We start from the raw sequence: 11,758 nt of genomic DNA on the forward strand, positions 1-11,758 counted from the left end.
TGATTTGATGGTAATATTTGGATTGCCATTTTTTCAGATATATGGAATAAGCAGTGTCAGACATGAAACGTATAACCTGACTAATTTCAGGTCGTTTATAACCTTTGCTGTTGTTGCAGGCATCATTCTTACTGGCATTAATATGCTCCTGGTATCTAATGCCATGAGCGGAGTAACTGATCTCAGAGAATTATCTATCCATATTATCGAGATGGTGATAGAAGAAACGGATGTAGGTATTAGCTGGATTGTCAGACTCTGTGCCCTGTTTACCACTCTCGGTGCTTTGTTCCTTTACACTAATAAGAGAGTATTGTCCTGCCTGCTGATGACGATGAGTGGGGGCGTGGCGCTGGCTACACTTGCCTGGGGAGGACACGCCGTCATGCATGACGGTCTGCATTACTATCTCCATTTACTGAGCGATCTGACTCATCTCGGCGCTGCAGGTGCCTGGACAGGTGCTCTGGTTGCATTTGCTATCCTGCTGATGCGCAGAAACGCGCATAATGCACAGAGCGTCATTGTGATATCTGACTCCCTGGCAAAATTTGCCACGGCAGGTACGGTGATTGTTGTAGCCCTGATCCTGAGTGCGCTGGTCAACTATCTGTATATTGCTGAGGGTAACTTAAACCCCTTATTCAACAGCTCCTGGGGGGGGATATTGCTTGCTAAGACGGCTCTGTTTGTTCTGATGCTTCTTCTGGCTGCAGCAAACCGGTTTCACCTGGGTCCCCGGCTTGAAGTTATGGTCAGGGAAGGGAATTATGATCGCAGCGTTGCCCTGATGCGAAACAGCATCCTGACAGAATTCGTTGTTGCGATTATCATTCTGGGCGCCGTTGCGTGGCTCGGAATGCTTGCTCCGTCTCAGGTCAGCTAGGGGACAGCCAAAGCTCATGCGTGAGATTTTTACTTTCATATCAGCGAGTTGACCATGCAGCGTATTTTAATCGTTGAAGACGAACAAAAAACAGGTCGTTACCTGCAGCAGGGACTGATTGAGGAAGGCTATCAGGCCGATCTCTTTAATAATGGCCGCGATGGTCTCGGGGCCGCGTCGAAGGGACAGTATGATTTGATAATACTGGACGTGATGCTGCCTTTCCTCAACGGGTGGCAAATCATCAGCGCACTGAGGGAGTCCGGGCATGAAGAACCGGTCCTGTTTTTAACCGCAAAGGACAACGTGCGGGACAAAGTGAAAGGACTGGAGCTTGGCGCAGATGACTATCTGATTAAGCCCTTCGATTTTACAGAGCTTGTTGCACGTGTAAGAACCTTGCTGCGACGCGCCCGCTCGCAGGCCGCCACAGTTTGCACTATCGCCGATATGACCGTTGATATGGTGCGCCGGACCGTGATCCGTTCGGGGAAGAAGATCCATCTCACCGGTAAAGAATACGTTCTGCTTGAGTTGCTGCTGCAACGCACCGGAGAGGTGTTACCCAGGAGTCTTATCTCGTCCCTGGTCTGGAATATGAACTTTGACAGTGACACGAATGTGATTGATGTCGCCGTGAGACGCCTGAGAAGTAAAATTGATGATGACTTTGAGCCAAAACTGATCCATACCGTTCGTGGTGCCGGATATGTCCTGGAGATCAGAGAAGAGTGAGGTTCAAAATTTCCCTGACCACGCGCCTGAGCCTGATTTTTTCTGCAGTGATGCTTACGGTATGGTGGTTATCCAGTTTTATGCTGGTGAGCACCCTGAATGGCTATTTCGATAATCAGGACCGCGATTTTCTGACAGGTAAACTTCAGCTCACCGAAGAGTTTCTTAAAACAGAGACGTTCCGGAACAAAACGGATATTAAGTCATTATCAGAAAAAATAAACGATGCGATGGTAGGGCACAATGGTTTATTCATTTCTATAAAAAACATGGAAAATGAAAAAATTGTTGAACTTTATGCCAAAAATTCTGTTGTTCCAGCGGTCCTGCTTAATAAGTCGGGTGATATTCTCGACTATATGATCCAGACGGAAGAAAATAACACCGTGTACCGCAGTATCTCGCGGCGGGTTGCCGTGACGCCGGAACAGGGTAAAAGTAAACATTTCATCATTACGGTTGCCACGGATACTGGGTATCACACCCTGTTTATGGATAAGCTCAGTACCTGGCTGTTCTGGTTCAATATCGGTCTGGTCTTTATTTCTGTTTTTCTGGGCTGGCTGACCACACGTATTGGTCTGAAACCGTTACGGGAAATGACCAGTCTGGCTTCCTCCATGACCGTACACAGCCTTGATCAGCGTCTTAATCCCGATCTGGCTCCACCGGAAATCTCTGAGACCATGCAGGAATTCAATAACATGTTCGATCGCCTGGAGGGGTCATTTCGGAAACTGTCAGATTTCTCGTCTGACATCGCGCATGAGCTGCGCACACCAGTCAGTAATCTGATGATGCAGACGCAGTTTGCACTGGCTAAGGAAAGGGATGTTTCGCATTACCGCGAAATTTTATTCGCTAACCTGGAAGAACTGAAAAGGTTGTCACGAATGACCAGTGACATGCTTTTTCTGGCACGTTCAGAGCATGGTCTGCTGCAGCTGGATAAACATGATGTAGATCTGGCAGCCGAACTGAATGAATTACGTGAGTTATTCGAGCCCCTGGCAGACGAAACAGGAAAGACAATCACGGTTGAAGGAGAGGGCGTTGTTGCCGGAGACAGCGATATGCTGCGACGTGCTTTCAGTAACCTGCTTTCCAATGCAATCAAGTATTCTCCCGATAACACCTGTACAGCGATACACCTTGAGCGTGACAGTGACTGTGTGAACGTGATGATTACGAATACGATGTCTGGCCCGGTTCCCGCTAATCTGGAACGCCTGTTTGACCGGTTCTATCGCGCAGACTCATCTAGGGTCCACAATACGGAAGGTGCGGGGCTGGGATTATCAATTACAAGGTCGATCATTCATGCTCACGGCGGCGAGCTGTCAGCAGAACAGCAGGGGCGGGAAATTGTGTTCAGTGTGCGTCTGTTAACGGATTAATACTGTTATTCAGTAAAAATCCGGAAGGTGACAAAAATGTCATCATTTAGTCACGCGATAAACAGAGGCGGTTTTTTATAATCAGTCATAAATCAGGAGCAACGTGATAATTCAATCGCCCGGTTCCTGGCGTGATGATTAACCAGCCCTGAGATCAAATGCTTTCTCTGTTATAAGCATTGATTGTTCGGGTATGAAAACACCGGAGACCCAACCATGAAAAAAATTCTTGTATCCTTTATTGCCATGATGGCTGTCGCTTCATCTGCCTGGGCTGCAGAGACAATGAACATGCATGACCAGGTAAATAATGCCCAGGCGCCTGCCCATCAGATGCAGTCATCCGCTGAAAAAAGTGCAGTTCAGGGGGAGAGCATGAAAATGATGGATATGAGCGGTCACGATCAGGCCGCTATGTCCCATGAAATGATGCAAAACGGCAATTCTGCCGCCCATCAGGACATGGCTGAAATGCATAAAAAAATGATGAAAGCCAAACCTGAGAACACCCAAGAAACTGCTAAGCCATTTTCCGAAATGAGCGAGCATGAGAAAGCCGCTGTTGTGCATGAGAAGGCGAATAATGGCCAGTCTTCCGTTATTCATCAGCAACAGGCGGAAAAGCATCGCAGCCAGATCACCCAGAATTAACCCGCAGCTCCACTTGTCAGACCCTCATTTGACGCCGAAGTCACTGGCTTACGCTCCTGCCCGGAGCGTTTTTTTTAATATCATTTCGTGCCATGCTAGAGAATGGTATCGACCGTAATCACCTACGAGAGAAAACCATCACCCTATCTGGGGTCGTCTCAGAATTCGGAAAATAAAGCACGCTAAGGCGTAGTCACCCCGTGACTCCCCCGCGCCGATGCAGCGAGCTTCGTTCCGTCTTGCAGTGACGCAATCAGCGGGCAGGAAACGTTCCCTTTCCGCGCATGGCAGGCGCACACCAGTTCAGACAGCACGGCCTCCATGCGTGCCAAGTCGGCCATCTTCTCGCGCACATCCTTGAGCTTGTGCTCGGCCAGGCCGCTGGCTTCCTCGCAATGGGTGCCATCCTCCAGCCGCAGTAGCTCGGCGATTTCGTCCAGGCTAAAGCCCAGCCGCTGGGCCGATTTCACGAACCGCACTCGTGTTACATCCGCCTCGCCATAGCGGCGAATGCTGCCATAGGGCTTGTCTGGCTCCGGCAGCAGGCCCTTGCGCTGGTAGAACCGGATGGTCTCCACATTGACCCCGGCCGCCTTGGCAAAAACGCCAATGGTCAGATTCTCAAAATTAATTTGCATATCGCTTGACTCCGTACATAACTACGGAAGTAAGCTTAAGCTATCCAAACCAAATTTGAAAGGACAAGCGTATGTCTGAACCACAAAACGGGCGCGGCGCGCTCTTCGCCGGTGGGCTGGCCGCCATTCTTGCGTCGGCCTGCTGCCTGGGGCCGCTGGTTTTGATCGCCTTGGGGTTCAGCGGGGCATGGATCGGCAACCTGACGGTGCTGGAACCCTATCGCCCGATCTTCATCGGCGCAGCGCTGGTCGCGCTGTTTTTCGCCTGGCGGCGCATCTACCGCCCGGCGCAAGCCTGCAAACCGGGTGAGGTCTGCGCGATTCCCCAAGTGCGAGCTACTTACAAGCTCATTTTCTGGATCGTGGCCGCGCTGGTCCTGGTCTCGCTCGGATTTCCCTACGTCATGCCATTTTTCTATTAATCACAGGAGTTCATCATGAAAAAACTGTTTGCCGCCCTCGCCCTCGCTGCCGTTGTTGCCCCCGTGTGGGCCGCCACCCAGACCGTCACGCTGTCCGTGCCTGGCATGACCTGCGCCTCTTGCCCGATCACTGTCAAGCACGCGCTTTCCAAGGTTGAGGGCGTGAGCAAGACCGACGTAAGTTTCGACAAGCGCCAGGCCGTCGTCACCTTCGACGATGCCAAGACCAACGTCCAGAAGTTGACCAAGGCGACCGAGGACGCGGGCTATCCGTCCAGCCTCAAACGCTGATCCGTTAACCGAACTCGGGAGCGACACATGGGACTCATCACGCGCATCGCTGGCAAAACCGGCGCGCTCGGCAGCGTCGTTTCCGCGATGGGCTGCGCCGCCTGTTTTCCTGCCATCGCCAGCTTTGGCGCGGCCATCGGACTGGGCTTCTTGAGCCAGTACGAGGGGCTATTCATTGGCATCCTGCTGCCGATGTTCGCCGGCATCGCGTTACTCGCCAATGCTATCGCTTGGCTCAATCATCGACAGTGGCGACGCACGGCGCTCGGCACGATAGGCCCGATCTTGGTGCTGGCAGCGGTGTTTTTAATGCGGGCTTACGGCTGGCAGAGCGGTGGACTGCTCTATGTCGGCCTGGCCTTGATGGTTGGGGTGTCGGTCTGGGATTTCATCTCGCCAGCACATCGCCGCTGCGGGCCGGACAGCTGTGAATTGCCAGAACAACGTGGCTGACGGCAACAGCCGTAGCCACCACAGAAAAGGAAAAATACATGACCACCCTGAAAATCACCGGGATGACCTGCGACTCGTGCGCGGCTCACGTCAAGGAAGCCTTGGAGAAAGTGCCCGGCGTGCAATCGGCGCTGGTGTCCTATCCGAAGGGCACAGCGCAACTCGCCATTGAGGCGGGCACGTCATCGGATGCGCTGACTACCGCCGTGGCCGGACTGGGCTACGAGGCAACGCTTGCCGATGCGCCACCGACGGACAACCGCGCCGGCCTGCTCGACAAGATGCGCGGCTGGATAGGGGCCGCTGATAAGCCCAGTGGCAACGAACGCCCGTTGCAGGTCGTCGTCATTGGTAGCGGTGGAGCCGCGATGGCGGCAGCACTGAAGGCCGTCGAGCAAGGCGCGCAGGTCACGCTGATTGAGCGCGGCACCATCGGCGGCACCTGCGTCAACGTCGGTTGTGTGCCGTCCAAGATCATGATCCGCGCCGCCCACATCGCCCATCTGCGCCGGGAAAGCCCATTCGACGGCGGCATGCCACCCACACCGCCGACGATCTTGCGCGAGCGGCTGCTGGCCCAGCAGCAGGCCCGTGTCGAAGAACTCCGTCATGCCAAGTACGAAGGCATCCTGGACGGCAATTCAGCCATCACCGTTCTGCACGGTGAAGCGCGTTTCAAGGACGACCAGAGCCTTATCGTTAGTTTGAACGAGGGTGGCGAGCGCGTCGTGATGTTCGACCGCTGCCTGGTCGCCACGGGTGCCAGCCCGGCGGTCCCGCCGATTCCGGGCCTGAAAGAGTCACCCTACTGGACTTCCACCGAGGCCCTGGCGAGCGACACCATTCCCGAACGCCTTGCCGTAATCGGCTCGTCGGTGGTGGCGCTGGAGCTGGCGCAAGCCTTTGCCCGGCTGGGCAGCAAGGTCACGGCCCTGGCGCGCAATACCTTGTTCTTCCGTGAAGACCCGGCCATCGGCGAGGCGGTGACAGCCGCTTTCCGTGCCGAGGGCATCGAGGTGCTGGAGCACACGCAAGCCAGCCAGGTCGCCCATATGGACGGTGAATTCGTGCTGACCACCACGCACGGTGAATTGCGCGCCGACAAGCTGCTGGTCGCCACCGGCCGGACACCGAACACGCGCAGCCTGGCATTGGAAGCGGCGGGGGTAGCCGTCAATGCGCAGGGGGCCATCGTCATCGACAAGGGCATGCGCACCAGTAGCCCGAACATCTACGCGGCCGGCGACTGCACCGACCAGCCGCAGTTCGTCTATGTGGCGGCAGCGGCCGGCACTCGTGCGGCGATCAACATGACTGGCGGCGATGCGGCCCTGGACCTGACCGCAATGCCGGCCGTGGTGTTCACCGACCCGCAGGTCGCCACCGTGGGCTACAGCGAGGCGGAAGCACATCACGACGGGATCGAGACCGACAGTCGCCTGCTAACACTGGATAACGTGCCGCGTGCGCTTGCCAACTTCGACACACGCGGCTTCATCAAGCTGGTCATCGAGGAAGGTAGCGGACGGCTCATCGGCGTGCAAGCGGTGGCCCCGGAAGCGGGTGAACTGATCCAGACGGCGGTGCTCGCCATTCGCAACCGTATGACCGTGCAGGAACTGGCCGACCAATTGTTCCCCTACCTGACCATGGTCGAAGGGCTGAAGCTCGCGGCGCAGACCTTCAGCAAGGACGTGAAGCAGCTTTCGTGCTGCGCCGGATGAGGAAAAGGAGGTGTTCAATGAGCGCCTACACAGTGTCCCGGCTGGCCCTTGATGCCGGGGTGAGCGTGCATATCGTGCGCGACTACCTGCTGCGCGGATTGCTACGGCCGGTCGCGTACACCACGGGCGGCTACGGCTTGTTCGATGACACCGCGTTGCAACGGCTGCGCTTTGTACGGGCTGCCTTCGAAGCGGGTATCGGCCTGGACGCACTGGCGCGGCTGTGCCGGGCGCTGGATGCTGCGGACGGTGACGGTGCGTCTGCGCAGCTTGCCGTGTTGCGGCAACTCGTCGAGCGTCGGCGCGAGGCCCTGGCCAGCCTCGAAATGCAACTGGCCGCCATGCCAACCGAACCGGCACAGCACGCGGAGAGTCTGCCATGAACAGCCCAGAGCACTTGCCGTCTGAGACGCACAAACCGATCACCGGCTACTTGTGGGGCGCGCTGGCCGTGCTCACCTGTCCCTGCCATTTGCCGATTCTCGCCATTGTGCTAGCCGGCACGACGGCCGGCGCGTTCATCGGGGAGCACTGGGGTATTGCAGCCCTCACGCTGACCGGCTTGTTTGTCCTGTCTGTGACGCGGCTGCTGCGGGCCTTCAAGGGAAGATCATGACCGCTTCCCAGCCAGCCGAGAGTGGGCAGCTTTGAGCTTCGCTACCAATCTGGAGGAGTACCACCATGAACGCAAACGCCCCGAACACTGCCAGTTGCACCACCTGCTGCGTATGCTGCAAAGAAATTCCGCTCGATGCCGCCTTCACCCCGGAAGGCGCGGAATACGTCGAACATTTCTGCGGGCTGGATTGCTATGAACGCTTCCAGGCACGCGCCAAGGCCGCGACAGAATCTGACATTGCGCCTGTCCCTGGCGGTTCGCAGCCGTCAGATTGAGGCATACCCTAACCTGATGTCAGATGTTGAGCACAAACAACGTCAGAGTAGGGTATTAATTTATATTTATTGACACATTCAGCCAAGGGTAATAGATTTCATCCTGACATTTTTACCTTTGGAGGCATCTTGCAAGGTCAACGTATCGGCTACGTTCGCGTCAGCAGCTTCGACCAGAATCCTGATCGACAACTGGAACAAATAGAAGTCGGCAAGGTATTCACCGATAAGGCTTCAGGCAAGGACACACAACGTCCCGAACTTGAAAGGCTGCTGGCCTTCGTCCGCGAGGGCGACACCGTGGTGGTGCATAGCATGGACAGGTTGGCACGCAACCTTGATGACCTGCGCCGCATCGTCCAAGGGCTGACACAACGGGGCGTGCGCATGGAGTTCGTCAAAGAAGGGCTAACGTTCACCGGCGAGGACTCACCGATGGCCAATCTGATGCTGTCGGTCATGGGAGCCTTTGCTGAGTTCGAGCGCGCTCTGATCCGCGAACGTCAGCGCGAGGGAATCGTGCTGGCTAAGCAGCGCGGGGCCTACCGGGGACGAAAGAAATCGCTGAACAGCGAACAAATTGCCGAGTTGAAACGGCGAGTTGCGGCAGGCGACCAGAAAACCTTGGTGGCCCGTGACTTCGGCATCAGCCGCGAAACCTTGTACCAGTACCTGCGGGAAGACTGACCATGCCACGCCGCTCAATCCGGCACTGTTGCAAATAGTCGGTGGTGATAAACTTATCATCCCCTTTTGCTGATGGAGCTGCACATGAACCCATTCAAAGGCCGGCATTTTCAGCGTGACATCATTCTGTGGGCCGTACGCTGGTACTGCAAATACGGCATCAGTTACCGTGAGCTGCAGGAGATGCTGGCTGAACGCGGAGTGAATGTCGATCACTCCACGATTTACCGCTGGGTTCAGCGTTATGCGCCTGAAATGGAAAAACGGCTGCGCTGGTACTGGCGTAACCCTTCCGATCTTTGCCCGTGGCACATGGATGAAACCTACGTGAAGGTCAATGGCCGCTGGGCGTATCTGTACCGGGCCGTCGACAGCCGGGGCCGCACTGTCGATTTTTATCTCTCCTCCCGTCGTAACAGCAAAGCTGCATACCGGTTTCTGGGTAAAATCCTCAACAACGTGAAGAAGTGGCAGATCCCGCGATTCATCAACACGGATAAAGCGCCCGCCTATGGTCGCGCGCTTGCTCTGCTCAAACGCGAAGGCCGGTGCCCGTCTGACGTTGAACACCGACAGATTAAGTACCGGAACAACGTGATTGAATGCGATCATGGCAAACTGAAACGGATAATCGGCGCCACGCTGGGATTTAAATCCATGAAGACGGTTTACGCCACCATCAAAGGTATTGAGGTGATGCGTGCACTACGCAAAGGCCAGGCCTCAGCATTTTATTATGGTGATCCCCTGGGCGAAATGCGCCTGGTAAGCAGAGTTTTTGAAATGTAAGGCCTTTGAATAAGACAAAAGGCTGCCTCATCGCTAACTTTGCAACAGTGCCATAGAAAGGTTACATTTCTAAAAATTATAACGCTGACCTGGGGACCGGGAATATGTATTCATTTATCGCACGCCAGCCTATTTTTGACACAAAAATGCAGACCGTCGCTTATGAGCTGCTTTTCAGGGACGGAATGAACAATGCCTTTCCCGATGTTTCACCAGAATACGCCACGTCCAGAATGATTTCTGACCAGTTTTTATGCATCCCTGTTCCCCGTATAGCCAACAATCACAGTTCTTTTATTAATGTGCCGCACCAGATGATCATTAACGGACTGGGCGATACGCTGCCGAATGAAAAAGTGGTCATCGAAATTCTGGAAAATGCAGTCCCGGATGATGCGCTTTTCTGTGCCGTAAAGGATATGCACGACAGGGGTTACCAGCTTGCGCTCGATGATTTCACGATGGATGATGAATGGGACCGCTTTATGCAGTATATTTCTGTCATCAAATTTGATGTCAGAGACAATGACTATGAAGATATCCGGCAATATATCCACAGAAAAAGTCAGCTTCTGCAGGGCATAAAATTCCTTGCTGAAAAAGTGGAAACAAGGGACGAGTTTGAGCTTTACAGCCGGGCGGGTTTCGCGCTTTTCCAGGGATTTTTCTTCAGTCGCCCGGAAATCCTCAGAAATAAATGCCTTTCCCAGAACCCCCTGCCACTCTCCAGGCTGATGATGGAGGTGAACAGGGAAAACCCGGACTTTGCCGCGGTCGAACGTCTGCTTAAAACCGATCTGACGCTGTCATATAAAATCATGCGCTACGTCAGAAACATGCTGTTTAACTCACATGGCATAATTCAGGCGGACAATCTTACCCTGAAAGAAATGCTGATGTATCTGGGGGGCAAAGAACTCCGGCGGTTTGTTGCGGTGGCCGCCCTTTCAAATATGGGGCGTTCCGGCATCAGTGAACTTTATCATCTGAGCATGGTTCGCGGAAAATTCTGCGAATTAATTGCCGGAAAAATAAATAATGTTTCATTATCCTATAACGCATTTATATGCGGTCTGTTTTCATTGCTGGATGTCATTCTTGAACTCCCCATGGACGATTTAATTAAACAGATTTCAATCCCGCAAAACGTAACTGCCGCGCTTTGTGAACATAAAGGTGAACTTTTTGACATACTGACCCTGTCGTTATGTTATGAGAAACTTAACTGGGAGGAAACCGCAAAAATATGTAATACCCTCAATATCAGCGAGTTCACTGTTATAGAAACCATGCAGGCCGCAACAAAATGGGCGGACGAGCTCGCCGTCTGTTAAGGATATTTATCACAAGACAAATCAGTCATACACATCATTTTTTTAATTAAAGAAATACCGGTGAACGCCGTTATATCCGCTTATCCAGACACAACGAGACACTATTATCGGTAATGACTCCAACTTATTGATAGTGTTTTATGTTCAGATAATGCCCGATGACTTTGTCATGCAGCTCCACCGATTTTGAGAACGACAGCGACTTCCGTCCCAGCCGTGCCAGGTGCTGCCTCAGATTCAGGTTATGCCGCTCAATTCGCTGCGTATATCGCTTGCTGATTACGTGCAGCTTTCCCTTCAGGCGGGATTCATACAGCGGCCAGCCATCCGTCATCCATATCACCACGTCAAAGGGTGACAGCAGGCTCATAAGACGCCCCAGCGTCGCCATAGTGCGTTCACCGAATACGTGCGCAACAACCGTCTTCCGGAGCCTGTCATACGCGTAAAACAGCCAGCGCTGGCGCGATTTAGCCCCGACGTATCCCCACTGTTCGTCCATTTCCGCGCAGACGATGACGTCACTGCCCGGCTGTATGCGCGAGGTTACCGACTGCGGCCTGAGTTTTTTAAATGGCGGAAAATCGTGTTGAGGCCAACGCCCATAATGCGGGCGGTTGCCCGGCATCCAACGCCATTCATGGCCATATCAATGATTTTCTGGTGCGTACCGGGTTGAGAAGCGGTGTAAGTGAACTGCAGTTGCCATGTTTTACGGCAGTGAGAGCAGAGATAGCGCTGATGTCCGGCAGTGCTTTTGCCGTTACGCACCACCCCGTCAGTAGCTGAACAGGAGGGACAGCTGATAGAAACAGAAGCCACTGGAGCACCTCAAAAACACCATCATACACTAGCAT

Annotated in this window: 16 protein-coding genes; 14 read left to right on the forward strand and 2 right to left on the reverse strand. The window is 53.9% G+C overall.

Translation table 11 applies throughout. The annotated features are described in order from the left end of the window. The first annotated feature begins 7 nt into the window (after window positions 1-7). The 4 genes from pcoD (at window position 8) to KCR01S_RS20965 (ending at window position 3,669) form a co-directional block, all read left to right on the forward strand. Complete coding sequence (gene pcoD / locus KCR01S_RS20950) at window positions 8-886, forward strand: copper resistance inner membrane protein PcoD (protein ID WP_327621812.1); 879 nt, start codon at window positions 8-10, stop codon at window positions 884-886. 54 nt (window positions 887-940) lie between these two features. Next, window positions 941-1,621, forward strand: a complete 681-nt coding sequence (gene pcoR / locus KCR01S_RS20955; RefSeq protein WP_061284930.1) for a copper response regulator transcription factor PcoR — start codon at window positions 941-943, stop codon at window positions 1,619-1,621. Continuing rightward, on the forward strand, window positions 1,618-3,018 hold the full coding sequence (gene pcoS, locus KCR01S_RS20960) for a copper resistance membrane spanning protein PcoS (protein ID WP_061284931.1): 1,401 nt from the start codon (window positions 1,618-1,620) through the stop codon (window positions 3,016-3,018). The genes pcoR and pcoS overlap by 4 nt, the downstream gene beginning before the upstream one ends. 216 nt (window positions 3,019-3,234) lie before the next feature. Continuing rightward, window positions 3,235-3,669, forward strand: a complete 435-nt coding sequence (locus KCR01S_RS20965) for a hypothetical protein (RefSeq protein ID WP_004118347.1) — start codon at window positions 3,235-3,237, stop codon at window positions 3,667-3,669. A gap of 182 nt (window positions 3,670-3,851) precedes the next feature. Here the strand turns inward: KCR01S_RS20965 and merR are convergent, their stop codons facing one another. Beyond that, on the reverse strand, window positions 3,852-4,307 hold the full coding sequence (gene merR / locus KCR01S_RS20970) for an Hg(II)-responsive transcriptional regulator (protein WP_001166628.1): 456 nt from the start codon (window positions 4,305-4,307) through the stop codon (window positions 3,852-3,854). Window positions 4,308-4,378: 71 nt separating this feature from the next. Here merR and merT point away from each other — a divergent pair, with 71 nt between their 5' ends. The 10 genes from merT (at window position 4,379) to KCR01S_RS21020 (ending at window position 10,901) form a co-directional block, all read left to right on the forward strand. Next, window positions 4,379-4,729 (forward strand): mercuric ion transporter MerT, encoded by a 351-nt coding sequence (gene merT / locus KCR01S_RS20975; protein ID WP_031623830.1) that lies wholly within the window; start codon window positions 4,379-4,381, stop codon window positions 4,727-4,729. Between the two features lie 15 nt (window positions 4,730-4,744). Further along, window positions 4,745-5,020 carry a mercury resistance system periplasmic binding protein MerP gene (gene merP, locus KCR01S_RS20980; RefSeq protein WP_000732275.1) on the forward strand — a complete coding sequence of 92 codons (276 nt, stop codon included), beginning with the start codon at window positions 4,745-4,747 and terminating at the stop codon, window positions 5,018-5,020. Window positions 5,021-5,047: 27 nt separating this feature from the next. Next, complete coding sequence (merC, locus tag KCR01S_RS20985) at window positions 5,048-5,473, forward strand: organomercurial transporter MerC (RefSeq protein ID WP_000522996.1); 426 nt, start codon at window positions 5,048-5,050, stop codon at window positions 5,471-5,473. A gap of 38 nt (window positions 5,474-5,511) precedes the next feature. Next, the gene (merA, locus tag KCR01S_RS20990) at window positions 5,512-7,197 is read left to right on the forward strand and encodes a mercury(II) reductase (protein WP_000209296.1); all 1,686 of its coding nucleotides are present in this window, start codon (window positions 5,512-5,514) and stop codon (window positions 7,195-7,197) included. 17 nt (window positions 7,198-7,214) lie between these two features. Beyond that, window positions 7,215-7,580, forward strand: a complete 366-nt coding sequence (gene merD / locus KCR01S_RS20995; RefSeq protein WP_001277466.1) for a mercury resistance co-regulator MerD — start codon at window positions 7,215-7,217, stop codon at window positions 7,578-7,580. Continuing rightward, on the forward strand, window positions 7,577-7,813 hold the full coding sequence (merE, locus tag KCR01S_RS21000) for a broad-spectrum mercury transporter MerE (protein ID WP_001087807.1): 237 nt from the start codon (window positions 7,577-7,579) through the stop codon (window positions 7,811-7,813). Before merD ends, merE begins: the two co-directional genes overlap by 4 nt. Before the next feature lie 65 nt (window positions 7,814-7,878). Beyond that, window positions 7,879-8,091 carry a DUF3330 domain-containing protein gene (locus tag KCR01S_RS21005; protein WP_000993245.1) on the forward strand — a complete coding sequence of 71 codons (213 nt, stop codon included), beginning with the start codon at window positions 7,879-7,881 and terminating at the stop codon, window positions 8,089-8,091. A 129-nt stretch (window positions 8,092-8,220) separates the two neighbouring features. Then, complete coding sequence (locus KCR01S_RS21010) at window positions 8,221-8,778, forward strand: recombinase family protein (RefSeq protein ID WP_001162010.1); 558 nt, start codon at window positions 8,221-8,223, stop codon at window positions 8,776-8,778. Window positions 8,779-8,862: 84 nt separating this feature from the next. Then, the gene (locus KCR01S_RS21015) at window positions 8,863-9,567 is read left to right on the forward strand and encodes an IS6-like element IS26 family transposase (protein ID WP_023312637.1); all 705 of its coding nucleotides are present in this window, start codon (window positions 8,863-8,865) and stop codon (window positions 9,565-9,567) included. Window positions 9,568-9,671: 104 nt separating this feature from the next. Beyond that, window positions 9,672-10,901: an EAL and HDOD domain-containing protein gene (locus tag KCR01S_RS21020; protein WP_016241607.1), complete on the forward strand. Its 1,230-nt coding sequence runs from the start codon at window positions 9,672-9,674 to the stop codon at window positions 10,899-10,901. Window positions 10,902-11,025: 124 nt separating this feature from the next. Here the strand turns inward: KCR01S_RS21020 and KCR01S_RS21025 are convergent. Then, window positions 11,026-11,723 (reverse strand): IS1-like element IS1B family transposase gene (locus tag KCR01S_RS21025; protein ID WP_095033700.1). Its coding sequence is split into 2 segments (ribosomal slippage): window positions 11,026-11,474 and window positions 11,474-11,723, totalling 699 coding nucleotides; the frame shifts between segments, so codons are not numbered across the junction. Window positions 11,724-11,758 lie beyond the last annotated feature (35 nt).

The organism is Kluyvera cryocrescens NBRC 102467, assembly GCF_001571285.1.
Lineage (GTDB): Bacteria > Pseudomonadota > Gammaproteobacteria > Enterobacterales > Enterobacteriaceae > Kluyvera > Kluyvera cryocrescens.

Excerpts from the sequence above, each read along its gene's own strand:
- pcoD (WP_327621812.1), top strand. The coding sequence starts at position 8 with ATGGTAATATTTGGATTGCCATTTTTTCAGATATATGGAATAAGCAGT.
- pcoR (WP_061284930.1), top strand. The coding sequence starts at position 941 with ATGCAGCGTATTTTAATCGTTGAAGACGAACAAAAAACAGGTCGTTAC.
- KCR01S_RS20965 (WP_004118347.1), top strand. The coding sequence starts at position 3,235 with ATGAAAAAAATTCTTGTATCCTTTATTGCCATGATGGCTGTCGCTTCA.
- merR (WP_001166628.1), bottom strand. The coding sequence starts at position 4,307 with ATGCAAATTAATTTTGAGAATCTGACCATTGGCGTTTTTGCCAAGGCG.
- merT (WP_031623830.1), top strand. The coding sequence starts at position 4,379 with ATGTCTGAACCACAAAACGGGCGCGGCGCGCTCTTCGCCGGTGGGCTG.
- merP (WP_000732275.1), top strand. The coding sequence starts at position 4,745 with ATGAAAAAACTGTTTGCCGCCCTCGCCCTCGCTGCCGTTGTTGCCCCC.
- merC (WP_000522996.1), top strand. The coding sequence starts at position 5,048 with ATGGGACTCATCACGCGCATCGCTGGCAAAACCGGCGCGCTCGGCAGC.
- merA (WP_000209296.1), top strand. The coding sequence starts at position 5,512 with ATGACCACCCTGAAAATCACCGGGATGACCTGCGACTCGTGCGCGGCT.
- merD (WP_001277466.1), top strand. The coding sequence starts at position 7,215 with ATGAGCGCCTACACAGTGTCCCGGCTGGCCCTTGATGCCGGGGTGAGC.
- merE (WP_001087807.1), top strand. The coding sequence starts at position 7,577 with ATGAACAGCCCAGAGCACTTGCCGTCTGAGACGCACAAACCGATCACC.
- KCR01S_RS21005 (WP_000993245.1), top strand. The coding sequence starts at position 7,879 with ATGAACGCAAACGCCCCGAACACTGCCAGTTGCACCACCTGCTGCGTA.
- KCR01S_RS21015 (WP_023312637.1), top strand. The coding sequence starts at position 8,863 with ATGAACCCATTCAAAGGCCGGCATTTTCAGCGTGACATCATTCTGTGG.
- KCR01S_RS21020 (WP_016241607.1), top strand. The coding sequence starts at position 9,672 with ATGTATTCATTTATCGCACGCCAGCCTATTTTTGACACAAAAATGCAG.